Origin of the sequence: Streptomyces sp. 3330, assembly GCF_031456635.1 — a bacterium.
In the GTDB taxonomy this organism is placed as follows: Bacteria; Actinomycetota; Actinomycetes; order Streptomycetales; family Streptomycetaceae; genus Streptomyces.
The window spans coordinates 1-23,162 of record NZ_JAVDVA010000006.1; the positions used below are offsets into that span (position 1 = coordinate 1).

25 protein-coding genes and 2 pseudogenes are annotated in these 23,162 nt (G+C 73.7%); 14 read left to right on the forward strand and 13 right to left on the reverse strand.

Annotated features, from left to right (window positions below):
• On the forward strand, positions 1 to 381 hold a 381-nt coding region (locus J2X68_RS12070; protein ID WP_310432482.1), incomplete at its 5' end, for an integrase core domain-containing protein.
• On the opposite strand, the gene J2X68_RS12075 is transcribed toward J2X68_RS12070, so the two are convergent.
• Positions 378 to 752, reverse strand: a complete 375-nt coding sequence (locus tag J2X68_RS12075) for a MarR family transcriptional regulator (RefSeq protein ID WP_399039778.1) — start codon at positions 750 to 752, stop codon at positions 378 to 380. The two genes, J2X68_RS12070 and J2X68_RS12075, sit on opposite strands and share 4 nt — an antisense overlap.
• Between J2X68_RS12075 and J2X68_RS12080 the strand changes: the two are divergent.
• Positions 649 to 1,209: pseudogene (locus J2X68_RS12080) on the forward strand (zinc-binding dehydrogenase); the annotation flags it as partial. The gene J2X68_RS12075 and the pseudogene J2X68_RS12080 sit on opposite strands and share 104 nt — an antisense overlap.
• Positions 1,210 to 1,216: 7 nt before the next feature.
• On the opposite strand, the gene J2X68_RS12085 reads toward J2X68_RS12080, so the two are convergent.
• Entirely contained in the window at positions 1,217 to 2,167 is a 951-nt protein-coding gene (locus tag J2X68_RS12085) for an NADP-dependent oxidoreductase (protein WP_310432483.1), read from the reverse strand.
• Positions 2,168 to 2,238: 71 nt separating this feature from the next.
• Between J2X68_RS12085 and J2X68_RS12090 the strand changes: the two genes are divergently transcribed.
• Complete coding sequence (locus tag J2X68_RS12090; protein WP_310432484.1) at positions 2,239 to 3,195, forward strand: helix-turn-helix domain-containing protein; 957 nt, start codon at positions 2,239 to 2,241, stop codon at positions 3,193 to 3,195.
• A gap of 72 nt (positions 3,196 to 3,267) precedes the next feature.
• Positions 3,268 to 4,122, forward strand: coding sequence for a hypothetical protein (locus tag J2X68_RS12095; protein ID WP_310432485.1), 855 nt, complete (start codon positions 3,268 to 3,270; stop codon positions 4,120 to 4,122).
• 7 nt (positions 4,123 to 4,129) lie between these two features.
• Here J2X68_RS12095 and J2X68_RS12100 read toward each other — a convergent pair whose 3' ends face one another.
• Together J2X68_RS12100 and J2X68_RS12105 are read right to left on the reverse strand one after the other, a co-directional pair.
• The gene (locus J2X68_RS12100) at positions 4,130 to 4,693 is read right to left on the reverse strand and encodes a TetR/AcrR family transcriptional regulator (protein ID WP_310432486.1); all 564 of its coding nucleotides are present in this window, start codon (positions 4,691 to 4,693) and stop codon (positions 4,130 to 4,132) included.
• The gene (locus J2X68_RS12105; RefSeq protein ID WP_310432487.1) at positions 4,690 to 5,052 is read right to left on the reverse strand and encodes a DUF1304 domain-containing protein; all 363 of its coding nucleotides are present in this window, start codon (positions 5,050 to 5,052) and stop codon (positions 4,690 to 4,692) included. The genes J2X68_RS12100 and J2X68_RS12105 overlap by 4 nt, the downstream gene beginning before the upstream one ends.
• Positions 5,053 to 5,189: 137 nt before the next feature.
• Here J2X68_RS12105 and J2X68_RS12110 point away from each other — a divergent pair, with 137 nt between their 5' ends.
• Together J2X68_RS12110 and J2X68_RS12115 are read left to right on the forward strand one after the other, a co-directional pair.
• Positions 5,190 to 5,654, forward strand: a complete 465-nt coding sequence (locus J2X68_RS12110; RefSeq protein ID WP_310432488.1) for a pyridoxamine 5'-phosphate oxidase family protein — start codon at positions 5,190 to 5,192, stop codon at positions 5,652 to 5,654.
• Positions 5,655 to 5,727: 73 nt separating this feature from the next.
• A complete protein-coding gene (locus tag J2X68_RS12115; RefSeq protein ID WP_310432489.1) occupies positions 5,728 to 6,120 on the forward strand; it encodes a VOC family protein in 393 nt (130 codons plus the stop codon).
• Positions 6,121 to 6,274: 154 nt separating this feature from the next.
• On the opposite strand, the gene J2X68_RS12120 is transcribed toward J2X68_RS12115, so the two are convergent.
• Together J2X68_RS12120 and J2X68_RS12125 are read right to left on the reverse strand one after the other, a co-directional pair.
• The gene (locus tag J2X68_RS12120) at positions 6,275 to 6,571 is read right to left on the reverse strand and encodes a DUF4235 domain-containing protein (protein WP_310432490.1); all 297 of its coding nucleotides are present in this window, start codon (positions 6,569 to 6,571) and stop codon (positions 6,275 to 6,277) included.
• 42 nt (positions 6,572 to 6,613) lie between these two features.
• The gene (locus J2X68_RS12125; protein WP_310432491.1) at positions 6,614 to 7,633 is read right to left on the reverse strand and encodes a glutathione S-transferase C-terminal domain-containing protein; all 1,020 of its coding nucleotides are present in this window, start codon (positions 7,631 to 7,633) and stop codon (positions 6,614 to 6,616) included.
• Positions 7,634 to 7,757: 124 nt separating this feature from the next.
• On the opposite strand from J2X68_RS12125, the gene J2X68_RS12130 reads away from it, so the two are divergent.
• Positions 7,758 to 8,825 carry a cation diffusion facilitator family transporter gene (locus J2X68_RS12130; RefSeq protein ID WP_310432492.1) on the forward strand — a complete coding sequence of 356 codons (1,068 nt, stop codon included), beginning with the start codon at positions 7,758 to 7,760 and terminating at the stop codon, positions 8,823 to 8,825.
• A gap of 198 nt (positions 8,826 to 9,023) precedes the next feature.
• Here the strand turns inward: J2X68_RS12130 and J2X68_RS12135 are convergent, their stop codons facing one another.
• From J2X68_RS12135 to J2X68_RS12145, 3 genes are all read right to left on the reverse strand, one after another.
• Positions 9,024 to 9,473, reverse strand: coding sequence for a nitroreductase family deazaflavin-dependent oxidoreductase (locus J2X68_RS12135; RefSeq protein WP_310432493.1), 450 nt, complete (start codon positions 9,471 to 9,473; stop codon positions 9,024 to 9,026).
• A gap of 109 nt (positions 9,474 to 9,582) precedes the next feature.
• Positions 9,583 to 10,206, reverse strand: coding sequence for a LysE family transporter (locus J2X68_RS12140; protein ID WP_310432494.1), 624 nt, complete (start codon positions 10,204 to 10,206; stop codon positions 9,583 to 9,585).
• Entirely contained in the window at positions 10,203 to 10,478 is a 276-nt protein-coding gene (locus J2X68_RS12145) for a hypothetical protein (protein WP_310432495.1), read from the reverse strand. The genes J2X68_RS12140 and J2X68_RS12145 overlap by 4 nt, the downstream gene beginning before the upstream one ends.
• A 28-nt stretch (positions 10,479 to 10,506) precedes the next feature.
• Here J2X68_RS12145 and J2X68_RS12150 point away from each other — a divergent pair, with 28 nt between their 5' ends.
• Positions 10,507 to 11,778 carry a cytochrome P450 gene (locus J2X68_RS12150; RefSeq protein WP_310432496.1) on the forward strand — a complete coding sequence of 424 codons (1,272 nt, stop codon included), beginning with the start codon at positions 10,507 to 10,509 and terminating at the stop codon, positions 11,776 to 11,778.
• A gap of 10 nt (positions 11,779 to 11,788) precedes the next feature.
• Positions 11,789 to 11,992 (forward strand): ferredoxin, encoded by a 204-nt coding sequence (locus J2X68_RS12155; RefSeq protein ID WP_310432497.1) that lies wholly within the window; start codon positions 11,789 to 11,791, stop codon positions 11,990 to 11,992.
• Between the two features lie 156 nt (positions 11,993 to 12,148).
• Here J2X68_RS12155 and J2X68_RS12160 read toward each other — a convergent pair whose 3' ends face one another.
• The gene (locus J2X68_RS12160) at positions 12,149 to 12,712 is read right to left on the reverse strand and encodes a TetR/AcrR family transcriptional regulator (RefSeq protein WP_310432498.1); all 564 of its coding nucleotides are present in this window, start codon (positions 12,710 to 12,712) and stop codon (positions 12,149 to 12,151) included.
• Between the two features lie 120 nt (positions 12,713 to 12,832).
• Between J2X68_RS12160 and J2X68_RS12165 the strand changes: the two genes are divergently transcribed.
• The 3 genes from J2X68_RS12165 (at position 12,833) to J2X68_RS12175 (ending at position 14,946) form a co-directional block, all read left to right on the forward strand.
• Entirely contained in the window at positions 12,833 to 13,294 is a 462-nt protein-coding gene (locus J2X68_RS12165; RefSeq protein ID WP_310432499.1) for a nuclear transport factor 2 family protein, read from the forward strand.
• Positions 13,295 to 13,303: 9 nt separating this feature from the next.
• Positions 13,304 to 13,819 (forward strand): flavoprotein, encoded by a 516-nt coding sequence (locus tag J2X68_RS12170; protein ID WP_310432500.1) that lies wholly within the window; start codon positions 13,304 to 13,306, stop codon positions 13,817 to 13,819.
• 158 nt (positions 13,820 to 13,977) lie between these two features.
• Entirely contained in the window at positions 13,978 to 14,946 is a 969-nt protein-coding gene (locus tag J2X68_RS12175) for an aldo/keto reductase (protein ID WP_310432501.1), read from the forward strand.
• A gap of 101 nt (positions 14,947 to 15,047) precedes the next feature.
• Here the strand turns inward: J2X68_RS12175 and J2X68_RS12180 are convergent.
• Positions 15,048 to 15,871, reverse strand: a pseudogene (locus J2X68_RS12180) (phytanoyl-CoA dioxygenase family protein).
• 64 nt (positions 15,872 to 15,935) lie between these two features.
• On the opposite strand from J2X68_RS12180, the gene J2X68_RS12185 reads away from it, so the two are divergent.
• On the forward strand, positions 15,936 to 16,928 hold the full coding sequence (locus tag J2X68_RS12185; protein WP_310432502.1) for a helix-turn-helix domain-containing protein: 993 nt from the start codon (positions 15,936 to 15,938) through the stop codon (positions 16,926 to 16,928).
• Positions 16,929 to 17,205: 277 nt separating this feature from the next.
• Positions 17,206 to 19,209: an RICIN domain-containing protein gene (locus J2X68_RS12190; protein WP_310432503.1), complete on the forward strand. Its 2,004-nt coding sequence runs from the start codon at positions 17,206 to 17,208 to the stop codon at positions 19,207 to 19,209.
• A 9-nt stretch (positions 19,210 to 19,218) separates the two neighbouring features.
• On the opposite strand, the gene J2X68_RS12195 is transcribed toward J2X68_RS12190, so the two are convergent.
• The gene (locus tag J2X68_RS12195; RefSeq protein WP_310432504.1) at positions 19,219 to 20,514 is read right to left on the reverse strand and encodes an arsenic transporter; all 1,296 of its coding nucleotides are present in this window, start codon (positions 20,512 to 20,514) and stop codon (positions 19,219 to 19,221) included.
• An 81-nt stretch (positions 20,515 to 20,595) separates the two neighbouring features.
• Positions 20,596 to 22,965 (reverse strand): SpoIIE family protein phosphatase, encoded by a 2,370-nt coding sequence (locus J2X68_RS12200; protein WP_310432505.1) that lies wholly within the window; start codon positions 22,963 to 22,965, stop codon positions 20,596 to 20,598.
• Positions 22,966 to 23,162: the final 197 nt, after the last annotated feature.

The window sequence follows — 23,162 nt, forward strand, 5'->3', positions numbered from 1 at the left end:
GATGAGAAGAAGGAGACCGCCACCGGTTTCTGGACCCGCGCCCAGGCATACTTCACCCAGGCCGGGATCACCGTCGAGCGCGTCCTCACCGACAACGGCTCCTGCTACCGCTCACGCGAGTGGCGCGACGCTCTCGCGGCGGCCGGGATCGCCCACAAGCGAACCCGGCCCTACCGGCCCCAGACAAACGGCAAGGTCGAACGCTTCAACCGCACCCTGCTCGACGAATGGGCCTACGCCCGCCCCTACCGCTCAGAACAGCAACGACGCGAGGCCTTCCCCGGATGGCTGCACACCTACAATCACCACCGCGGACACACCGCGCTGAAAGGCCAACCACCCGCCAGCCGCGTCCCCAACCTCACGGGTCAGTACAGCTAGGACAGGGCGTGCCGTGCCTTGGAGAGCGCGGTGCGCAACTGCTCCGTCCGGTGTGCGGTGAGCTCGCGCACCATGCGCTCCTCCAGCTCCCGCACCGGCCCGGCGTGCCGGTCGAGCGGCTCGCGCGCCTCCGCGGTGAGCAGGATCAGCAGCTCGCGCCGGTTGCGCGGATCGCGTTCGCGGCGGACGAGGCCGCGGGTCTCCAGGGAGCGCACCAGGTCGGCGATGGACTGGGCGGTCACGAAGGAGTCCCGGGCCGGCTGATACGTGCTGAGGCCGGTGACCGGCGGCACGGTCGTCGTCCTCGGCGCGGGCGCCGTCGGCCTGTCGGCGGTCATGGCGGCCGCCCTCACCCCGGCCACCACGATCATCGCGGTCGACCGGGTCGCCGAACGGCTCCGGCCGGCCGAGGAGTTGGGGGCGACCCACACCGTCGACGCGGGCGAGGGCGTGACGGGCGAGGCGGTCGCCGAGATCACCGGCGGCCGCGGCGCCGACGGCATCGTGGAGACCACGGGCGACACCGCCGTGCTGCGCCGGGGCGTCGACGCGCTCGCCGCCCGCGGCACGCTCGTCGTCGTGGGCGCACCGCCCTTCGGCAGTGAGGTCGCCCTGGACGTCAACGGGCTGCTGGGCGGCAAGCGGTTCGTCGGGCTCACCCTCGGCGACAGCGAGACCCGGTCCTTCGTCCCGGCTCTGGTCGAGCTGGTGAAGGCGGGGCGGCTCCCGCTGGACCGCCTGATCGGCACCTGTCCGTTCGCGGACATCGACCGGGCGGTGCGGGACATGACCGAGGGCAGGACCATCAAGCCAGTCCCGCTGTTCTGACGACTCGTCAGCCGACGGTCAGGACCAGCTTCCCGGTGGTGCGGCCGGTGTCGCCGAGCGCGTGCGCCTCGGCGGCGTCGGCCAGCGGGAAGGTCCCGGCGATCGTGGCGCGCAGCTTCCCCGCCCCGACCAGTTCGGCGACCGTCCGCATCCCGGCCCGGTCGGCGTCGACGAGCATCCGCACCGCCCGGACGCCGAGCCGCTCCGCCTCCTCGTGGAACTCGTTCGACCCCACCGGCAGGATCGACACCACGATCCCGCCCGGCCGCAGCACCCGCAGGGAGCGCACGGACGTGTCCCCGCCCAGCGTGTCCAGGACCACGTCGACGTCCTTCACGGCCTCAGTGAAGTCCTCCTCCCGGTAGTCGATCACCTCGTCGACGCCGAGCTCCCGCAGGAAGTCGTGCTTGCCCGCGCTGGCCGTGCCGATCACGTACGCGCCGCGCGCCTTGGCGATCTGTACGGCGACATGGCCCACGCCGCCGGCGGCCGCGTGGATCAGGACCCGCTGCCCGGCCTCCAGGCCGGCGTTCTCGACCAGGGCCTGCCACGCGGTCAGTGAGACCAGCGGCAGCGCGGCCGCCTGGACGTGGTCGATCCCGGCCGGCTTGTGCCACAGGGCGCGGACCGGGGCGATGGCGTACTCGGCGTGCGAGCCGTGGCCGTAGGGGTAGGGCAGCATGCCGAAGACCTCGTCGCCGGGGGCGAAGGCCGCCACGCCGATGCCGACCGCCTCCACGGTCCCGGAGAGGTCCCAGCCCAGGACGAAGGGCGGCTCGCCCAGGAAGCCGCCCGTGGCGCGGTGCTTCCAGTCGGTCGGGTTGACGCCGGCGGCCCGGACCCGGACCAGTACCTCGTTCGGACGCGGCGCGGGCCGGTCCACTTCCCGCTCCTCGAGGACCTCGGGACCGCCGAGGGCGTTCTGGCTGATGACGTGCATGGTGTTCACAGTGCTCATGGTGAACCAGCCTGCCGGGCCGCGCCCGACCGGGAAATGGCAAGATTGCCAAGCTTCGATAGGATCGTGCCATGCAGGCACAGCAGCGCAAGCACCGGGTGGTCGTCCTCGCCCTCGACGGCGTCTACCCCTTCGAACTCGGCATCCCGAGCCGGATCCTCGGCGCGGCCGACGGCCACTACGAGATCCTGACCTGCTCGGTCGACGGCGGACCCGTCCAGACCAACGCGGACTTCACCGTCGGCGTGCAGCACGGTCCCGAGGTGCTGGCCACGGCCGACACGGTCGTCGTCGCCCCGGTGGCGTCCGACTGGATCACCGCCGAACTGCCGGACGGGGTCGCCGGGGCGCTCGCCCGGATCCGCCCCGCCGCGCGCATCGTCTCCATCTGCACCGCCGCGTTCGTCCTCGCCGCCGCCGGTCTCCTCGACGGCCGCCGGGCCACCACCCACTGGCAGGTCGCCGAGGCGTTCGGCCGGATGTATCCGCAGGTCGAGCTCGACCCGGACGTCCTGTTCGTCGACGACGGCCGGGTGCTGACCTCGGCGGGCGCCGCCTCCGGGGTCGACATCTGTCTGCACCTCGTCCGCAAGGACCACGGCAGCGAACTCGCCAACAAGGTGGCCCGCCGCTGCGTGGTCCCGCCGTTCCGTGACGGCGGCCAGGCGCAGTACATCGAACAGCCCGTTCCCGAGACCGGCGCGGCCAGCACGGCGGCCACCCGCGCCTGGGCCCTGGGACGCCTCGGCGAGCCCCTGGCGCTCGCCGACCTCGCCGCGCACGCCCGGATGAGCCCGCGCACCTTCGCCCGCCGCTTCCACGACGAGGTGGGCGTCAGCCCCGGCCGCTGGCTGATCCAGCAGCGCGTGGTGCACGCCCGGCACCTGCTGGAGGCCAGTGACCTCTCCGTCGACCAGATCGCCGGGCGGGTCGGCTTCGCCACCGGCGCCTCCCTGCGCCAGCACCTGCACGCGGCCATCGGCGTCTCGCCCCAGGCGTACCGCAGGACGTTCCAGACGGCCCGCTGAACGTTGTGGACCTCCGCCGCGTCACAGGAGCGGACGCGAACGGGCGGCCGAGGGACGGAGACGGGGGCGGGTATGCGCGGACGGTTCGTGGTGTCGGCACTGCTGGTGATGGCGGTGGCCGTGGGATGCGGCGCCGGGGACGAGCGGGACGTGGTCGTCGAGGGGACGCCCCCGGCGACGCCCTACGCCGGTCCGCTGTACCTCGCCACGAAGGAGCTGGACGAGAGCACGCCGGAGGCCCTGCGCGTCGCGTCCGGCGCCGCGGGCCGCGCGCTGGAGTGCGAGGGGGAGATCTCCTGGGGCGGCGGGCCGGACGGCTGGAGCGAGGGCGACGGCGGTGACACGCCGGAGGAGGGACTGCGGCTCTACTTCGACCTGTTCGACCCGGTGGGCCCGCACGCCGGCTTCCGGGTGGAGCGCGCGGAGGCGGACCGGGTGCTGTTCTCGTACGACGTGGACGGCCGGACGAAGATCGCGGTCGTCGTCGCCCGCGACCAGGAGGAGCGGCCGGGCTGGGGCCCGGAGACCAACGCCTCCTGCGATCCGGCCGAACTCCCCGCGAGCGTCACCGACCCGGGCGGACCGGAGATCTGGACCGACGGGCGAGGCGAGCGGGTCGCCACCACGACGCTGACCAGCTACCCCGGCGCCGAGCACTGCGGCTGGCAGACGGCGCACTTCCTGGGGACGGGCCGGGGCGAGGACCACCGGCAGTACGTCCGCGACCCCGAGGGCGTGATCGAGGAGGACCAGCTGACCTCGCCGTACGACGGCGACACCGCGATGCCGGCCGGCGCCCACGACACCGGGTACCGGCACGGCGACTGGCGGTTGTGGCTGACGGACGACGCCTCGACGGCGTACGTGCGCACCTCCGACGGCGTCGAGGCCTGGCCGCTGGCGAAGGAGCCGGTGGCCTGCAGGTGACCGCCGGTCAGCGGCTGGCGTGCAGCGCGACCAGCAGCTGCCACACCTGGTCGGCGATCTCGCCGGGGGTGCCGTCGAGGTCGCCGTGCAGCCAGTCCGCCAGCACCCCCGCGAAGGTCGCGGCGACGGCCGAGGCGACCAGGGGCGCGTCCGCCGCGCCGGCCAGCTCCCGCTCCCGCAGGCTGTAGGCCCGCAGATCCCGGTGCAGCACGCGGCCCAGCGGTCCGCCGCCGCCCGGCGTCAGCAGGGTGCGGTACAGCGCGGCGTGCGGCGTCAGCGAGGCGAAGAACTCGGCGAGCGCGGCCGGCGCCCGTACCGGGTCGGGCCGGCCCCGCCAGGCGTGCAGCGCCTCCACGGCCTCGCGCACGACGTCCGCGCAGGCGTCGACCGCGAGCGCCTCCAGGTCGGGGTAGTGCACGTAGAAGGTGGCCCGGCCGACCCCGGCCCGCCGCACCAGCGCGGCGACGCCGACCTCCTCCAGCGGCCGTTCGGCGCACTCCGCGAGCAACGCCGCGCGCAGCCTCGCCCGGGTGCGGGCCGCGCGCGGGTCCTCGGGCTCGGCGCGGGTCACTGCGCGATCAGGACGGCGGCGAGAGCGAGCGCGCCGGGCAGTGCCTGGGCGACCAGGATCCGGCGGTTCGCCGTGGCGGCGCCGTACACGCCGGCCACGATCACGCAGGACAGGAAGAACACCTGAGCCCGGAACCCGGTGGGGTCGGATGCGCTCAGCCCCCACACCAGGCCCGCCGCGAGGAAGCCGTTGTAGAGGCCCTGGTTGGCGGCCAGCGCGGCGGTTCGCCGCGCCATCTCCGCGTCCAGACCGTGGAACGACATCCCCGGCTTCTTCTGCCACAGGAACATCTCCATCACCAGGATGTAGAGATGCAGCGCGGCCACCAGCGCGACCAGCACGTTCGCCAGGATCTCCATGGTCTCCCTCAGTTTCTTGGACAGGTGTCCACTATAACGGGACACCTGTCCAAGAAGTCCAGCCGCTGGGGGGGGATACGCGGCCCCCGGCACGGGACTCTTGGTGCGAAACGGGCGGCGACGACCAGACTGGAACCATGACGCCACCACCCGCACGCCCCGCGCGGCAGCGCAAGGCCGACACCCTCCACCGGCTGGAACACGACGTCGACGCGTGGGTCGCCACCGCCGCCGAGGACGGCGCGGCCCCCTACCTGGTCCCGCTCTCCTTCGTCTGGGACGGCGCGACCCTGCTCTTCGCCACGCCCGCCACCAGCCCCACCGGACGCAATCTGCTGGCCACCGGTGTCGCGCGCATCGCCGTCGGTCCGACCCAGGACGTCGTCATGATCGAGGGCACCGCCGTGGCCGTGCCACCGGTCGAACTGCCGGAGGAGGACGCCGAGATCTTCGCCGGCAAGACCGGCTTCGACCCGCGCGAACTGGCCGCGCCCTACCTGTACTTCCGGGTCCTGCCCGGCCGGATCCAGGCCTGGCGGACGGCGGGCGAGATCCCGGGCCGGGAGCTGATGCGGGACGGGGCGTGGCTGGTGCCCGACTGAAACCGGGGTATCCGCAAGGTCCGGGGGCGGGACGCGCCCGCCCCGGTCCGGATCTCGCGGAGGAGACGATCACATGGCCATGGTGAAAGCGGGCGTCCTGGTGCTCGACTGTGCCGAGCCCGAGAAGCTCGCCGAGTTCTACAAGGAGCTGCTGGACGCGGAGGAGATCGTCGCGTCCGCCAACCGCGTGGAGATCAGGGGCGCCGACGGGACCCGGCTGGCCTTCCGGCGCGACGTGAACGCGACCCCGCCGAGCTGGCCCCGCCCCGAGAACTCCTTTCAGGCACACCTGGACTTCCTCGTCGACGACCTCGACGAGGTGGAGCGCAGGGTCGTCGGCCTGGGCGGCCGCCCCCTGGAGACCAAGGGCGCCCCGGGACCGCACGAGGAGCGCGGCTACTCCGACCCGTCCGGCCACTCCTTCACCATCCGCCTCGAGCCTTCCAGGGCTCCGAAGCAGGGCTGAAGCCCGGTACGGCACCCGGACACGGGAGCGGCCCGGCCCCCGCCCGCACTGCGCCGGGAAGGGCCGGGCCGGGATGCCGCGGCCGGCGGCCCGGCGGAGCCCGCGGGGGCGCCACCGGATCACCGCGGGCCGCGGCCGGACCCGGGCGGGCCGCTCAGTCGCGGCCGCCCTTGTCCTGGGCGGGCCACACCCCCGTGGAGCGTTCGATCGCCTTGGCGCCGGTGCGGTCCGCGGCGCTGCGGACCGCCGCGAAGATCGCGCCCTGCACCGCCGCGGCCAGCAGGATCTCGCCCCAGCCGCGGTCCCGGTCCAGGGCGTCCGGTGCGTCGTCCTCGTGCCGGATCGCCTTCCACGCCTTGCGGAACGCGGCTCCCGCCAGGGCGCCGCTGGCCCAGCCGAGCACGAAACCGACGGGCTTGTAGACAAGGGGGAGTTTCCTCTTCTTGACCACGTGTGTCTCACTCCTTCTTCCGATGGTGCGTGGATGGGGGTCTCAGGGCCGGCCCCGCGCCGGAACCTCCTCGCCGGCGCGGACCGGACCGGGAGGCGTCCCGGTGCCGAACGGACGGCCGCCGAGTTCCTCGCGGTGGTGGGGGGCGTGCCAGCCGGCCGGGTCCGGGCCGAGAGGGACGATCCGGGTCGGGTTGATGCCGGTGTGCACCTGGTAGTAGTGCCGCTTGATGTGATCGAAGTCGACCGTGTCACCGAAGCCGGGCGTCTGGAACAGATCCCGGGCGTACGCCCACAGGACCGGGTTCTCCGTCACCTTCCAGCGGTTGCATTTGAAGTGGCCGTGATAGACGGCGTCGAAACGCACGAGTGTGGTGAACAGCCGGATGTCCGCCTCGGTGATCGTGTCGCCCACCAGGTAGCGCTGCCCGGCCAGTCGGGTCGCCAGCCGCTCCAGCCGCCGGAACACACCCGCGCACGCCTCCTCGTACTCGCCCTGCTCCGTGGCGAACCCCGCCCGGTACACCCCGTTGTTGACGTCCTCGTAGACGTCGGCCATGACCGAGTCGATCTCGTCGCGCAGCCGGTCCGGGTAGAGCTCGGGTGCGCCGGGCCGGTGCAGGGCCGTCCACTCGGTCGCGAGGTCCAGGGTGAGCTGCTGGTAGTCGTTCGTCACCAGCGCGCCGCTGGGCACGTCCACGATCGCCGGCACGCTGACGCCGTCCCCGTGGTCGCGCTCGCGTCGGTCGTACGCCTCGGCGAGGAAGCGGATGCCGAGGACCGGGTCGCGGCCCTCCGGGTCGAGGGTGAAGCGCCAGCTGCGGTCGTCCTGGATCGGGTCGGCGACCGCCATCGGCAGCGCGTCCTCCAGACCCAGCAGGCGCCGGGAGATCACCGCCCGGCTCGCCCACGGGCAGGCACGGCTGACCACCAGCCGGTAACGGCCCTCCGTCACGGGCCAGCCGTCCCGGCCGTCCGCGGTGATCCGGTCGGTGAAGTGGCTCCTGGACCGCTGGAACGCCTTGTGGCCGTACGCGCTGTTGCCGTCGCCCCCGCCGCTCATGGTTCCTCCCGCCGCCTTCACATGGTCCGGTGCCTGTCGTGCTCGTGCATGTCCTGGTGAACGCGTTCCCCGATTTCCGCCGACGGCACGGTATGAGCCCGACCGGCCCGGGCATTCGGCGGAGGTGACAGGGACATCTTCAGAGCGCAGCCCCGCGGGGACCGCCGTACGGAACACCGGATCGCACGACGAGAGGACGGCCGAGGAGAAGGCGCGAGGGGGAGGAGAGAACGGCACCGCGTCGAAGGACGACCGCAGGACCCGCGTCACCGTCCTGGTGGCGCTCGCCGCCAACCTGGTGATCGCCGTCGCCAAGGCCGTGGGCGGACTGTTCGCGGGCTCGCCCGCGCTGCTGTCGGAGGCGGCGCACTCCGTGGCCGACAGTCTGAACGAGGTCTTCCTCCTCGCCGCGCTGCACCGCAGCCGGCGTCCGGCCGACGCCCGGCACCCCTTCGGCTACGGCAAGGAGCGCTTCTTCTGGTCGCTGCTGGCCGCCGTGGGCATCTTCGTCATGGGCGGCTGCTTCTCCTTCTTCCAGGGCGTCGAGGCGCTGCGGTCGGGCGTCGACGAGGAGCTCAGCGGCTATGTGGTGGGCCTGGTCGTGCTCGGCGTCGCCTTCGTCGCCGAGGGCGTCTCCCTGCTGCGGGCCCTGCACCAGGTCCGCAAGCAGGGCGGCGCCGCAGCGGGCATGCGCGACCCGGCCCTGCGCACGGTCGTGGCCGAGGACGGCACGGCCGTGCTCGGCGTCACCCTGGCGGCGATCGGCATGGTCCTGCACATGGTGACCGGGCAGGTGGTGTGGGAGGCCTCCGCCTCGCTGGCCATCGGCGCGCTGCTCGTCTACGTCGCCTACCGACTGGGGCGCGAGGCCCGCGACCAGCTCATCGGCGAGGCCGCCGACCCGGAGACCGGGGCACGGATCCGCGCGCTGCTCGACGCCCAGCCCGAGATCGACAGCGTGGAAGCGCTGTTCACGATGAAGATGGGCCTCGACGCGGCCCTGGTGGCGGCTCGCGTCGACCTCATGCCGGGCCTGGACAGCGAGCGGGTCGAGGAGATCGCGGTACGGATCAAGCGCTCGATCGCGTCGACGGTGCCCGAGGCGGACCAGATCTTCCTGGACGTGACCGACCGCGGCGCGCGCGAGGCAGGGGAAAGCCCCGCCGCGACGGGGGAACGCGGCGGGGCCTGACAGTCGGGTGCCCGGTGGAGGCACCGTCATGCTTGTCCGTGACAGATTTTTCTACGGAGCCCTCGAGAAATCCTCGACGGCCGCTCGAACCGCCCCCGGAGCGACGCCCTCCGGGGGCCGGGGCGACGCCCTTCCGGCTCGGAGGGACGCCCGCCGCCGGGCTCTGAAGGTGTCGCTCCGAGCCCGGCGGAGGCGCGCTCAGCTGCGGTCGGCGGGCTCCACGACGAACACGGGGATCTCCCGGTCCGTCTTCTTCTGGTAATCGGCATACGGCGGGAACGCGGCGACAGCGCGTTCCCACCACTCGGCCTTCTCGGCGCCGGTGACCTCACGGGCCGTCATGTCCTGTTTGCGGGGCCCGTCCTGCAGCTCCACCCGGGCGTCGGCCTTGACGTTGTGATACCAGACGGGGTGCTTGGGCGCGCCGCCCTGCGAGGCGACCAGGGCGTACCGGCCGTCGTGCTCGACCCGCATCAGCGGCGTCTTGCGGATCTTCCCGCTCTTCGCGCCCCGGGTCGTCAGCAGGATGACGGGCAGCCCCGTGTCCCGCAGCGTCGTCCCCTCGGTGCCGCCGGAACGCTCGTACTGCTCCACCTGTTCGCGCACCCACTGCTCCGGGCTGGCCTCGTACTCGCCTTCGAGAGGCATGTGATCCGTCCCCTTCGTCATCGCGCCGCGTCCTTCGCGTCACGTACGTCCGACTCGTATCTTCCTGCAACACCGGTGGCCGCGGGATTCATCCGTCGGACAGGCCTCGTCAGGCCACCATCCGCACGGCCAGCACCGTCATCACCGCGCTCGACACCAGCGCCGTCACCAGCCGCCCCCGGTGGCCGGTGAGCAGCCGGCCCAGCAGCGCGCCGCCGCCGGCCAGCGACACCTGCCAGCTCGCGGACGCGAGGAAGGCCGCCAGTACGAACACCCCCTGCTCCAGGGGCCGTACGGACCCGGTGGCGCCGCCGCCGAGGACCAGCGCGGCGAAGTAGACCACGGTCGTCGGGTTGAGGAGGGTGATGCCGAGCAGGTTCAGGAACGCCCGGGCCGGGCTCGGCGGGGGAGGTGTGGAGCGGGTGCTGAGCCGCCGGGCCCGGTGCTGCGCCAGGGCCGCCAGCGCGCCGCGTGCCGCGAGCGCCAGCAGGACCAGCGCCGAAGCCCAGCGCAGTGGTGTCAGCACCGGCCGCAGCACGGCGGCGACGGCGGCGCCGCCGACCGTGGCGACCAGGGCGTAGAGGCCGTCCGCGAGGGCGACGCCGAGTGCGGCGCACACACCGGTGCGCAGGGTGGTGCGGGCGGTGAGGGAGACGAGGTAGGTCGCGACCGCGCCGACGGGTACGGCGATGCCGTAGCCCGCGACCAGACCCGCGACGAGCGCGGCCGTCACGGTCGCGCGGCGTCGCGCCTCCGGGGACGGCCGGGCTGCTGTCGGCCGCGCGCCGGGAGGGCGGTGGCGGGCGTCAGCGGCAGGAGGGCGTCGAAAGTGGACATGGCCGGATCCTGCGGGTGGCGGCCCGCAGGCGGCAACCGGTTTTTCCGTCGCCGTCCCGGTGGCGGACCGTCGGAGCGAATGATTCCGGCCGAATCGCCCCATTGGTCGATCTGGCCGAACTGCGCGTCGCCGTATAGGTGCCCGGGGCATCTAATGAAGATCGGCATGACGCATCCTTCGTCTGCGAGGTCACCCATGACGGACACCACGAACGCGCCGGACCTGACGAACCCGCCGGACCTGACGAGCGCGACGGCCGCGGCGGGCCCGGGCCCCGGTCCGGCTCCCGTCGCCTTCCCCCAGGACCGCACCTGCCCCTACCAGCCGCCCCCCGGCTACGCCTCCCTGCGCGACTCCCGTCCGCTGGCCCGCGTCACCCTCTACGACGGCCGGGTCGCCTGGCTGGTCACCGGGCACGAGGCGGCCCGCGCCCTGCTCGCCGACCCCCGCCTGTCGACCGACCGCACCCGCCCCGGCTACCCGGCGACCTCGCCCCGTTTCACGGCGCTGCGCGACAGCCGTGCGGCCCTGCTCAACGTCGACGACCCCGAGCACCACGCCCAACGCCGGCTGCTGGTAGCCGACTTCACCCTCAAACGGGCCACCGCCCTGCGCCCGGCCATCCGACGGATCGTCGACGAGCGCATCGACGCGATGCTCGCACAGGGGCCGCCCGCGGATCTCGTGAACGCCTTCGCCCTGCCCGTGCCGTCCACCGTGATCTGCGAACTGCTCGGAGTGCCGTACGCCGACCACGAGTTCTTCGAGGAGCAGTCGCGGCGGCTGCTGCGCAGCCGGGCGCCGGAGGAGGTGCGGGTGGCCCGCGACCGGCTCCACGCCTACCTCGGCGCGCTCATCGACCGGAAGCTGGCGGCGCCGTCCGGCGACGGCGTCCTCGACGCCCTGGTCCACGAGCAGGTGCGCGAGGGTGCGGTGGACCGGGAGGAGGCGATCGCGCTCGCCACCATCCTGCTGGTCGCGGGCCACGAGACGACCGCCAACATGATCTCGCTGGGTACCTACACCCTGCTCCGCCACCCCGAGCGCCTGGCCGAACTGCGGGCCGACCCGTCGCAGCTGCCGGCGGCCGTCGAGGAGCTGATGCGGCTGCTGTCCATCGCGGACGGACTGCTGCGGCAGGCCACCGAGGACGTCGAGGTCGCCGGGACCACGATCCGGGCGGGCGAGGGGGTGGTCTTCTCGACCTCCGTGATCAACCGGGACGACGACGTCTACCCGGAACCCGACACCCTCGACTGGCACCGCTCCGCCCGCCACCACGTGGCGTTCGGCTTCGGCGTCCACCAGTGCCTCGGGCAGAACCTGGCCCGGGCGGAGCTGGAGATCGCCCTGGGCGCCCTCCTGGAACGGCTGCCGGGTCTGCGGCCGGCCGTCCCCGACGACGAGGTCCGCTGGAAGCCCGGCGACACGATCCAGGGGATGCTGGAACTCCCCGTCACCTGGTGAGGGGGCACGCGTGACGGACATTCACATCGACACGGACGTCTGCATCGGCGCCGGCCAGTGCGCGCTGGCCGCCCCGGGCGTCTTCACCCAGGACGACGACGGCTTCAGCACCCTGCTGCCCGGCCGGGAGGACGGCGGCGGCGACCCGATGGTCCGGGAGGCGGCGCGAGCCTGTCCGGTCGGCGCGATCAAGGTGTCCGGCACGGCGGGGTGAGGCCCGCCCCCGGAACGCGGCGCGACCGCCGGGCGGCAGGGCTCACGTCGTCCCGCGGTCCGCGCCCGCACCGGGCATCCTCTTCGGCTGTCCTGCGTCGTGCGGCGTGCGCGTACGTCCCGGGACGCGCGACGGCGGCCCGAGGCGCACGGACGGTCACGAGGACCGAGGACCCCCCAGCAGCAGCCGCGCCGCCTCGCGTGCCTCGCGCGCCGGGGCGGCGCCGCCGCCGTCGATCCCGGCGGTCACCATCGCGCCCTCCGCGAGCAGGAACAGCGGGCCGGTGAGCGCCTCGGGCAGCCCCGCATCGGCCACGAGCCCCCCGAGGTACTCACGGAACGCCCGCTTGTGGGACCGTACTTGACGGGTGACCCGCTCCGAGGTCGCGCCCAGCTCGCCGTAGGCGTTGATCCAGGCGCAGCCGCGGAAGTCCGGCTCGCCGAACCATTCCGCCAGCCGGTCGAAGACGGCCAGGATCCGTTCCCGCGGGTCCTCTTGCCGGGCCACGTACTCCGTGAGCTGCCCGCGCCAGCGCACGTCCCGCCGCTCCAGATAGGCCTCCACCAGCTGCTCCTTGGCCGGGAACAGCTGGTACAGGCGCTTGAGCGACACGCCCGAGGCGCCCCGGAGGTCGTCCATCCCGACGGTCTGCACACCCCGCCCGTAGAACAGCTTCTCCGCGGCGTCGAGCGCCTGCTCACGGGCCGTTGCGCTGTCCATGGGCGACCACCACTCCTCGGGTTCGTGACTGCTTGACGGGAGAACGTGCGTTCTCTACGTTAGCAGCCAAGACGGAGAACGATCGTTCTCTGCAGTGCACACCGAGAGTCAGGAGACGTCGTGCCGGACGCCCGTCCACCCCTGCCGCCCTTCACCCGGGAGACCGCGGCCCGCAAGGTCCAGGCCGCCGAGGACGCCTGGAACACCCGTGACCCGCACCAGGTCGCCCTCGCCTACTCCGAGGACTCGGTCTGGCGCAACCGCGACACGTTCCTCACCGGCCGCGCCGCGATCGTCGAGTTCCTCACCGCCAAGTGGGCCCGCGAGCACGAGTACGCGCTGCGCAAGGACCTCTGGGCCCACGACGGCCACCGCATCGCCGTCCGCTTCCAGTACGAGTCGCGCGACGACGCCGGGCAGTTCTGGCGCAGCTACGGCAACGAACTGTGGGAGTTCGACGAGCACGGGCTGATGACCCGCCGCGAGGCGAGCATCGAGAACGTGCCGATCGACGAGGCGGACCGCCGTATCCTCGGGCCGCGCCCCGAGGCCGAACGAGGGCTGTCCTTCCCGCTTGAGTAGGGTGCGCGGGTGACCGAACAGGACGAACAGCCGCCCTTCCTCTACGTCGTGGTCTGCGCCGCCGGCATCGCCGCGGACGTCGGCAGGCTGATCGCCGCCGCCCAGGAGAGGGAATGGCGCGTGGGCGTCATCGCGACCCCGCACGCCATGAACGGCTTCTTCGACACCGCCGCCGTGGAGGAGCGGACCGGGCGCCCGATCCGCTCCGCCTGGCGGCGTCCCGGCGACCCGCGGCCGTTCCCCGACCCCGACGCGGTCCTCGTCGCCCCGGCCACCTTCAACACCATCAACAAGTGGGCGGCGGGCATCGCCGACACCCTCGCCCTGGGCACCCTGTGCGAGGCCGGCGGGCTGGGCGTCCCGATCGGGGTCCTGCCCTGTGTGAACGAGACCCTCGCGGGCCACCCCGCCTACCAGGACAGTCTGATACGGCTGCGCGGCATGGGCGTCCGCTTCGGGGAGGCGTACGACCGTGCCCGGGGCGAGGAGTGCGACTGGGAACGGGCGCTGGACCTGATCGGATGAACCGCGCGCGGTGACGTCCGCCGCAGGGCCGAGGGGCGGCAGGCGGGGCCGTCCCGCCCCGCCCGGCCGGTCCCGCGCCCGGGCGACCGCGGCGTCGAGCCGCTCGGGCCGACGTACGCTCCCCTTCCGTACCCCCACCGACGTCAGGAGCGGTTGCGATGCAGTACGTGAAGCTCGGTTCGACGGGTCTGGACGTGTCCCGGATCTGCCTGGGCTGCATGACCTACGGACTCCCCGACCGGGGCGCGCACGAATGGACCCTCGACGAGGAGGCGTCCCGCCCGCTCATCCGGCAGGCCCTGGACGCGGGCATCACCTTCTTCGACACCGCGAACGTCTACTCCGACGGCACCAGCGAGGAGATCGTCGGCCGGGCCCTGCGCGACTTCGCCCGGCGCGACGAGATCGTGCTCGCGACGAAGGTGAACGGCCGGATGCGGCCGGGACCCAACGGCGCCGGACTGTCCCGCAAGGCGATCCTGTCCGAGATCGACCACAGTCTGCGCCGCCTCGGCACCGACCACGTCGACCTGTACCAGATCCACCGCTTCGACCCGCACACCCCGGTCGAGGAGACGATGGAGGCGCTGCACGACCTGGTGAAGGCGGGCAAGGTCCGCTACATCGGGGCGAGTTCGATGTACGCCTGGCAGTTCTCCAAGATGCAGTACACGGCCGAACGGCACGGCTGGACCAGGTTCGTGTCGATGCAGAACCACTACAACCTCCTCTACCGCGAGGAGGAGCGGGAGATGCTGCCGCTCTGCGCGGACCAGGGCGTCGGCGTACTGCCGTGGAGCCCGCTGGCGCGCGGCCGCCTCACCCGCGACTGGGGCACCGAGACCGGCCGCAGCGCCACGGACGGCTTCGGCGGCTCCCTCTACCAGGAGGGCGACCGCGACACCGTGGAGGCGGTCACCCGCATCGCCGCCGAGCGGGGCGTCCCGCGCGCCCGCGTCGCCCTCGCCTGGCTCCTCCACCGGCCCACGGTGACCGCCCCGATCATCGGAGCCGCGCGGCCGCACCACCTGGACGACGCGGTGGCGGCCACCGAACTGGTCCTGACCGAAAAGGAGTTGGCGGAACTGGAGGAGCCCTACCGGCCCCACCCGATCGCCGGCCACTGAGGGCGTCCCGTCACCGGCCCGGGGGACCACGTGACCCGGCCGGGCCGGGCGACGCCCCCCCCGCGCACCGGCGGCCGAGCGGCCATGGGGCGGGCGGAGCGCTAGTGCGGGCCTCGCGGTGCGAACGCGGTACCGCAGGGACCCGCCCCCTCGCTGACCGCCAGCCGCACCCGCTCACCGCTCATCGACACCGTCCGGTAGTACTGCCCGATGCGCCGCGCCGACCGTCCGGCGTAGTGCCCGATGAACGACCGCCGGAACCGCTCCCCGCTCGCGTTCGGCCCCGACCCGTGCACCAGGCTGCCGTTGAAGAACAGCACGTCACCCGGCGCCATGTCGACCGGCACCGCGGCCGGCCCGGGCGGCGGCGGCACGTACTCGCGCGCGAACGACACCTCCGCGTCGGCCTCCTCGGGACAGAACAGCCCCATCCGGTGGGTGCCGGGCACGACCTCCAGCCCCCGTTGTCCCGGTCGATCACGTCACAGGCCAGCCAGGCCGCCACACACGTGCCCGGCTCGACCCGCAGATAGAAGTTGTCCTGGTGCAGCGCCTGACCCCGGGCGCCCGGCGGCTTGAAATAGAACATGCTCTGCGCGGCCAGCACCTCCTCGCCGAGCAGTTCCTCCAGCACGTCCCGCAGCCGTGCGTCCAGCAGCACCTGCCGGGCGAGGGAACTGATCTCGTGCGGATGCATCACCCTCGGGTACGCGTGCAGCGGGTCGGCCGAGCCGGGGCGCGGCTCGAAGTGGCCGGGCACCGGACGCCCCGCCGCGTGCAGCTCGGTGAACTCGGCGCACAGCCGGTCCACCTCGTCGCGCCCGAACAGCCCGCGTACGACGGTGAAGCCGTCCTCCCGGTACTGCCGCAGCCCCGCGCGGGTCAGGGCGGGCGCCCCGGTGGCGCCGGTGTCCATGACGGTCATACGTTGCCCTCCTCGGTCCACTGCTCCCGACCCGCCACGCTAGGCCGACGCACCCCCCGGGAGGATGCCCGTGCGTGCTGACGACCTGCCCAGGACTGCCGGGCCCGCGGATCCGTCCCCGCCGCCCGGCCTGGTGGTGGTCGGTCACTTCGACGAGGACGCCGCGTACGGCGTCAACCGCCCCCACGGCTCCGACAGTTGGCTGCTCACCTGGACGACGGGCGGGTCCGGCCGGGTGCGGCAGGGGGCCGGCGAGGTACGGGCGGGCGCCGGGGACCTGGTGGTGCTCGCGCCGGGCGTCCCCCACTCCTACGCCGTCGAACCCGGCGCCCGGCACTGGCGGTTCTGGTGGGCGCACTGCCAGGCCCGGCCCTCCTGGACGCCCTGGCTCCGCCCCTACGGCGCCGGTGGCGCTCCCGACGGTCTGTACGCCGTGGGTCCCGTCCCGGCCGCCCTGCACGACCGGATGGAGGGAGCCTGGCGCCGGAGGCACGCCGACGCCCGGTGGACCGGCGCCGACCCGCCGGCCGGGGACCTGGGGATCGTGGTGGCCCAGGGCGCCGCGGCCCGCGAACTCGCCCTGTGCGGGCTGGAGGAGGCGGTGCTGCTGGCGGCCGCCTCGGCCCGGCCGCCCACCGCCCCGCCCGGCCTCGACGACCGGGTGCGGCGGGCACAGGCGCGGATGGCGGCGGATCCCGGCGCCCCGCACACCGTCCGCTCGCTCGCCGCCGAGGTCTCACTGTCGCCCTCGCGCTTCGCCCATCTCTTCACCGAGCAGGTCGGCCGCTCCCCGATGCGGGCCCTGCTCGAGACCCGACTGGACCACGCCGCCCGGCTGCTGGAGGGCACCGACCTGTCCGTGGAGCGCGTGGCGTCCGCCTCGGGTTTCGCGAGCGCGTTCCACTTCAGCCGGGTCTTCCGGGCCCGGCACGGCACACCGCCGGGCGCCTACCGGGACGGAATGCGGGCGGCAATTCCCGTCCGGAAAGGCACGTGGAAAAGGGGCACCAAATGGGACACCGATACCGCGACCACCCCACAGGGGTTCCGCGGTTGACGTTTCGTCAAAATTATTCGGCTCAAACGCAATGCACGAAACCGCGAGATCTCTTGTTCCGCCTCCTCCGGCTGTGCAAAGGTGAGCCCTGTCGGCGCACGGACAACGATTTTCCCGGTGCGCGCGAGACACCTCCCGTTCACACCCCCCACGCTTCAAAAGAGCGGTACCCCCCGCGGACGTCCGAGGTGCCGAACCCTGTGCGAGTCGATCCCGCTTCGCGGGCGGGATCGCATACCCGTTGGTATGGACTTTATGCCGCATGCCCCCGGAAGGAATGCAGACCGTGAATGACGCAGGCCTGTCGAATTCCCCTTCGGCTCGCCGCTTCGACGCGACGGACGAACAGCTCAGCTCCGAGCTGAAGAAGTGGACGGGAGCGTCACCTGCACTGCATCCCGTCGGTGAGCTGCTGGACCGCCACTGGGCTGCCGCTTTCGCCTACGCGCGGCTGTGCACCGACGGCGAGCGCGCGGCGGGCATGCTCACCACGGCCGCCTTCACCCGGCTGTTCGGCGAGAGCCTGCGGCAGAACGGCCCGACCGCCGCGTGGCGTCCCCATCTGCTGGTGACCGTGCGCCGCATCGCCGGCGAATGGGACGCCGACGGCCGCCGTGACCTGCTGCATCCGGCGCTGCGCTCCGAGAGCGAGGACGGCGACCGCGCCGCCGCCCGGCTGCTGCCGCCGCTGAACCGGCGCATCCTGTCCCGGGCGTTCCAGCGGCTGCCCCAGTCCGCGCGCTGCCTGCTCTGGCACATCGAGGTCGAGGCCGAGCCCCTGGCCGTCCCGGCCGGACTGCTGGGTCTCGAGGAGGAGGGCGCCCGGGTCGAACTGCGCCGGGCCCGTGAGCGGCTCCGCGAGGAGTGCCTCCAGGTGCACCGCGAACTCGCCACCGACGACGAGTGCCACCGCTACGACCGGCTGCTGGACGTCACCTGCCGTCGCGGCGGCGCCGACCTCGACCCCGATCTGCGCGGTCACCTGGAGCGGTGCCGCCACTGCCTGCACACCGCCGACCAGCTGCGGCAGTTCGAGGGCGTGCTCGGCGCTGCCCTGGCCGAGGGCATCCTGGGCTGGGCGGCCGCGGCCTATGTGGAGGTGAGGATGGCCGGCGACGGCGAGTCCGTCGAGACCTCCGCCGAGCGGCCCCGGAGCTACTCCGGCGAGGCCTTCACCGACGGGACCCCGGCCCCGGCCCCTGCTCCTGCCCCTGCAGGATCCGGAGCCGGAGCCGAGACCGGCCCCCGCGCCGGCCTGCGCGCGGGGGTGATCGCCCGCATCGGGCCGCGGGGCGCCGCCGCACGCGCCGGAACCGTCGCCGGGGCGGACTCCCGCCCCGGAGCCAGCCGGTCGGCCCAGAAGGCGGCCCGCCGGGCCCGCCGCCGCAACCTCGCCGCCGCCGTGCTGACCGTGAGCGGGCTGGTCGTGCTGCCGATCGGCGTGTGGGCCGCCGTCGGCTCCGGAGACGGAACCGCACCGACCGCCGGCAGCGGGTCGGCGACGACCCCGGCCCAGGGGACGGACACGGCCACCTCCGACCCGTCCTGGGTCGACGTGGGCGAGGACGCCCAGGGCACCCTGCGCGGCCGTCTGCACAACGTGGCCTCCGGGCTGTGCATCGGCATCGTCGGCGCCAAGGCCGTCAGCGGCGCCGAGACCGAGCTCGCCGCCTGCTCCTCCGAGGCCGGCCAGCAGTGGTCGTACGAGCCGGACGGGCTGGTGCGCAGCGCCGCGAACGCCGATCTGTGCCTCGACTCCCGCCTGGGCTTCTCGGTGCGGCTGGCCCCGTGCGCGGGCGCCTCCCAGCCGGACCCCGAGAACGTCCGGTACGACTTCACGCTCCAGGGCACGCTCGTCCCGCGTTCGGGTCAGAACCTCGCGCTGGCGCCCGCCGCCACCGACGGATCGGGCGCCCTCGTCCTGAAGAACCGGGTGAACAGCGCCGCCCAGCGCTGGGTGATCGACACCTCGCGGCCCGACCCGCAGATGCAGTTCGTCAACTGGGGCGCCGACAGCACGTTTTCGGACGCCCCGGCGCCGAGCCCGACGCCCGAGGCGGTGAAGACGCCGACGCCGTCCGCCCCCCCGACCACCGCGAGCCCGACGCCCTCCTCGTCGGACTCCGCCACGGCGTCCTGCTCGTACGACCCCTCCGCCTGCTCGTGGGGCGGCCGCCCGGACTCGTCCGGGGGCTCGTGGGACGGCTACGGGGGCTCCGGGTACGGCGACGGATACGGGGGATACGGCTCGGGCTACGGGTCCGGCGGCGGGCGCGACTGACCCGGACGGTCAGACGCCGACCACCTGGAGCGAGGCCCACAGCGCCACGACGGCCGGGACCAGCGCGGCCGGCACCGTGAGCAGACCCAGCCGGGTGAACTCGCCGAGCCCGACCCGCTGCTCACGCGCCTGCACCACGCGCCGCCACAGCAGCGTCGCCAGCGACCCGGCGTACGTCAGGTTCGGGCCGATGTTCACCCCGAGCAGCACGGCGAGCACCGCCCCGGTCCCGGCCGGGGCGGCGAGCGGCACCAGGACCAGCACCGCCGGCAGGTTGTTGATGAGGTTGGCCAGGACGGCGGCCAGCGCGGCGACGGCGAGCAGCGCGAGCAGGCCCGAGGCGTCCGGCAGGACGTGCCGCAGTGCGTCGGCGAGCCCGTTGTCGACGACCGCGCGCACCACGATCCCGAGCGCCAGCACGAACGCCAGGAAGCCCGGAGCGGCGGACCGCACCACGGCGACCGGGGTGACCCGCCGCCGCGCGAGCGCGCGTCCGGCCAGGACCAGGGCGCCGGCGAAAGCGGCCCAGGCCGGTTCGATCCCGACGGCGGACGCCACCACGAACCCGACGAGCGTGCAGGCGACGGTGACCAGCGCGAACAGCGGCAGCTCGGGGGCCGGGCCGTCGTCGTCGGCGGGCTCGGCGGCGGGCAGGTCGGCGGCGAAGAAGCGCCGCATGACCAGGTACTCGGCGCCGATCGCCACCACCCAGGGCAAGGCCATCAGGGCGGCGAACCGGGTGAAGCTCAGCCCGCTCGCCTCGAACGCCAGCAGATTGGTGAGATTGGAGACCGGCAGCAGCAGCGAAGCGGTGTTCGACAGGTGCGCGCAGGCATAGACGTGCGGCCTGGCGCGCACTCCCATCCGGGCGGCGGTGGCGAACACCACCGGCGTCAGCAGCACCACGGTCGCGTCCAGGCTGAGCACGGCGGTGATCACCGAGGCCAGTCCGAAGACCGCGACCAGCAGGCGTCGGGGGCTGCCCGCCGACTTGCGGGCCATCCACGCCCCGCACGCCGTGAAGAGGCCCTCGACGTCGCACAGGTGCGCCAGCACCAGCACCGCCGCGAGGAAGCCCACGACCGGTCCGAGCCGCTCGGCCTCCGCCAGCGCGTGCTCCGGCGAGACCGCCCCCAGGGCGACCACCAGCCCGGCGGCGGGGACGGCGACGAGTGCTTCGGACCGCCCCGCGGGGCGCAGTACGGCCCATCCCAGGGCGGCGGCGAGCAGGACGACGGACAGCGTTTCGGCGAGCGCGGAATTGATGGGGGTCTCCGGGGGCGGGGTGTGATCGTGCCCGCCCATCTGACTGGTCCGGGTGTCCGTCCATGAAAACACGTGGGGGTAAAGCGACCGCCAAGCGAGCGCAAGGGCCGCCTCGCCGCCTCACTCCTCGTCGAGCAGGCTCAGCTCCGCCCAGATCGTCTTGCCCTCGGGGGTGTGCCGGCTGCCCCAGCGCTGGGTGAGCTGGGCGACCAGCAGCAGGCCGCGCCCGCCCTCGTCCCAGGTCTTCGCCCGGCGCAGGTGCGGGGCGGTGTGGCTGGTGTCGGACACCTCACAGATCAGCGTGGTCTCGTCATGGATCAGCCGGAGCCGGATGGGGTGGGCGCCGTAGCGGATGGCGTTGGTGACCAGTTCGCTCACCACCAGCTCGGTGGTGAAGGACGCCTCGCTCAGTCCCCAGCGGGCGAGCTGGTCGACCGCCTGCTTGCGGATCGGCGCGACCAGCGAGGGGTCGGCGGGGATGTCCCAGGTCGCGACCTGGGAGGCGGGCAGGCCCCGGGTGCGCGCGAGCAGCAGGGCCACGTCGTCGGCGGTGCCGCCGGGCGGGAGCAGGGCGTGCAGGATCCGGTCGCACGTCTCGTCCAGGGAGTCCGAGTACGCCGCCAGCGTCTCGCTCAGCAGCCGGAGCCCGGAGTCCGCCTCCCGCTCGCGGGACTCGATCAGGCCGTCGGTGTAGAAGGCGAGCACACTGCCCTCGGCGAGCGCCAGCTCGGCCGACTCGAAGGGCAGCCCGCCCACACCCAGCGCGGGGCCGGCCGGCAGCTCGACCCGCCGGGCCGGGCCGTCCGGCCGCAGCACCAAGGGCGGGGGATGGCCGGCGCGGGCCAGGGTGCAGCGGCGCGACACGGGGTCGTACACCGCGTACAGACAGCTGGCGCCGACCTCGCCGGGGTTGCCCTCGCCGCCGGCCTCCTCGGACAGCCGGACGACCAGGTCGTCCAGGTGCGTGAGCAGTTCGTCGGGGGCGAGGTCGATGTCGGCGAGGGTGCGCACGGCGGTGCGCAGCCGCCCCATGGTGGCCGAGGCCTGGATGCCGTGCCCGAGGACGTCCCCGACGACCATGGCGACGCGCATCCCGGACAGCGGGATCACGTCGAACCAGTCGCCGCCGACCCCGGCGCGGGCGGCCGGCAGATAGCGGGAGGCGGCGTCGACGGCGGCGGTGCGGGGCAGCGTGCGCGGCAGCAGGCTGCGCTGGAGGGCGAGGGCCGTCTCGCGCTCGCGGGAGAAGCGGCGGGCGTTGTCGATGCAGACGGCGGCGCGGGCCGTGATCTCCTCGGCCAGCAGCACGTCGTCCGGGGTGAAGGGGTCCGGCCGGCGGAACCGGGTGAGGACGGCGACGCCGAGCGTCATGCCGCGCGCCAGGATCGGCACGGACATCGTGGAGTGGATGCCGAGCTCCCGTACCCGGGCGCCGCGTGCCGGGTCCCAGGCGAGCCAGGCGTCCAGACCGCCGTCCGTCAGGGAGCCGATGATGGTGTGCCCCGCGACCAGCGAGTCGGCCTGCGGTGAACCGGCGGGGTACCGCTGCACCTCGCCGGGCTTGGCCACCGCCTCGGGGCTGCCGGAGTTCACCGAGTGGTGCGCGGCGCGCCGCAGCCCGACCGGTGGGCTGAACCGGCTCGGCGGCTCTCCGCCGTCCTGCGGGTCGACCAGGTCGACGCTGACGAAGTCGGCGAGCGCGGGCACGCAGACCTCCGCCAGCTCCTGCGCCGTCCGGATGACGTCGAGGGTGGTGCCGATGCGCACGCTGGCTTCGTTGACCAGCTGGAGCCGCTCGCGGGCGAGGTAGTTCTCGGTGAAGTCGTGGGCGGACAGGCACACGCCCCGGACCCGGCCGTCGGGGTCGGTGACGGGCGCCATCCGGGCCAGCCAGGCGTGGGCCCGCGACTCGCCTCCGGTGCGGGTGTACGTCTGCACGTCCTGCGGCCGGCCGCTGGTGAGCACCCGCAGCATGTGCTGTTCGAGCTCCGAGCTCTGCGGCCCGCCGCCGATCTCGGTGAGCCGCAGCCCCCGGATGCGTTCCTCGGGCAGCCCGATGACCTCACGCATCGCGTCGTTGATCCGGCGCAGCCGCAGGCGTTCGTCGTAGACGGCCACGGCGCAGGGGGACTGGACGAGACCGGCCGCGGCGAGCAGGGCGTCCGAGGAGCCGGTGCTGCTTCCGGCCAGCGGGGTGACCACGAGCCAGTGTCCCGGCCCGTCGTCCGGGGCGGCGCAGCGGTGGGCGAGGAGCCACACCCGGACCGGGCGGCCGTCGCGATGGCGCAAAGTGACTGTTCCGTCCCAGCGTGCGCCGGTGAAGTCGGGCGTCCCGTCGGCCAGCAGTTCCGTGGCGGGCCGGCCCAGGACATCGGCCGGGGTCCAGCCCAGCAGGGTCCGCGCGCCCTCGTTCCACCCGATCAGCGCGCCGGAGTCGTCGACGACCGCCCGGGCCGTCGCGGCCTCGTCGAACGGATACTCCGGGCTCATCTCGGCACTCCATCGCGGACACTCACAGTGAACAGGCACGTCACTTCCGTTCCAGCCTAGTGTGTCCTGGCCTCAGGCGGACGGGAACCCCCACAGCTCGGCTGAACAGCGAGTTCCCGCCGAGGTCAAGGGCTGAAACCGGCCGAACCGGCGCGACCCCGCGTGACGGCGTCCCCGACGGCCGCCGGAACGTGCGG

What these genes read in the sequence shown, in the direction of transcription:
- J2X68_RS12075 (WP_399039778.1), bottom strand. Translation starts at nt 752, where the DNA reads ATGATCGTGGTGGCCGGGGTGAGGGCGGCCGCCATGACCGCCGACAGG.
- J2X68_RS12085 (WP_310432483.1), bottom strand. Translation starts at nt 2,167, where the DNA reads ATGAGCACTGTGAACACCATGCACGTCATCAGCCAGAACGCCCTCGGC.
- J2X68_RS12090 (WP_310432484.1), top strand. Translation starts at nt 2,239, where the DNA reads ATGCAGGCACAGCAGCGCAAGCACCGGGTGGTCGTCCTCGCCCTCGAC.
- J2X68_RS12095 (WP_310432485.1), top strand. Translation starts at nt 3,268, where the DNA reads ATGCGCGGACGGTTCGTGGTGTCGGCACTGCTGGTGATGGCGGTGGCC.
- J2X68_RS12105 (WP_310432487.1), bottom strand. Translation starts at nt 5,052, where the DNA reads ATGGAGATCCTGGCGAACGTGCTGGTCGCGCTGGTGGCCGCGCTGCAT.
- J2X68_RS12110 (WP_310432488.1), top strand. Translation starts at nt 5,190, where the DNA reads ATGACGCCACCACCCGCACGCCCCGCGCGGCAGCGCAAGGCCGACACC.
- J2X68_RS12115 (WP_310432489.1), top strand. Translation starts at nt 5,728, where the DNA reads ATGGCCATGGTGAAAGCGGGCGTCCTGGTGCTCGACTGTGCCGAGCCC.
- J2X68_RS12125 (WP_310432491.1), bottom strand. Translation starts at nt 7,633, where the DNA reads ATGAGCGGCGGGGGCGACGGCAACAGCGCGTACGGCCACAAGGCGTTC.
- J2X68_RS12135 (WP_310432493.1), bottom strand. Translation starts at nt 9,473, where the DNA reads ATGCCTCTCGAAGGCGAGTACGAGGCCAGCCCGGAGCAGTGGGTGCGC.
- J2X68_RS12145 (WP_310432495.1), bottom strand. Translation starts at nt 10,478, where the DNA reads ATGCCGATCTTCATTAGATGCCCCGGGCACCTATACGGCGACGCGCAG.
- J2X68_RS12150 (WP_310432496.1), top strand. Translation starts at nt 10,507, where the DNA reads ATGACGGACACCACGAACGCGCCGGACCTGACGAACCCGCCGGACCTG.
- J2X68_RS12160 (WP_310432498.1), bottom strand. Translation starts at nt 12,712, where the DNA reads ATGGACAGCGCAACGGCCCGTGAGCAGGCGCTCGACGCCGCGGAGAAG.
- J2X68_RS12175 (WP_310432501.1), top strand. Translation starts at nt 13,978, where the DNA reads ATGCAGTACGTGAAGCTCGGTTCGACGGGTCTGGACGTGTCCCGGATC.
- J2X68_RS12185 (WP_310432502.1), top strand. Translation starts at nt 15,936, where the DNA reads ATGCCCGTGCGTGCTGACGACCTGCCCAGGACTGCCGGGCCCGCGGAT.
- J2X68_RS12190 (WP_310432503.1), top strand. Translation starts at nt 17,206, where the DNA reads ATGCAGACCGTGAATGACGCAGGCCTGTCGAATTCCCCTTCGGCTCGC.
- J2X68_RS12195 (WP_310432504.1), bottom strand. Translation starts at nt 20,514, where the DNA reads ATGGGCGGGCACGATCACACCCCGCCCCCGGAGACCCCCATCAATTCC.
- J2X68_RS12200 (WP_310432505.1), bottom strand. Translation starts at nt 22,965, where the DNA reads ATGAGCCCGGAGTATCCGTTCGACGAGGCCGCGACGGCCCGGGCGGTC.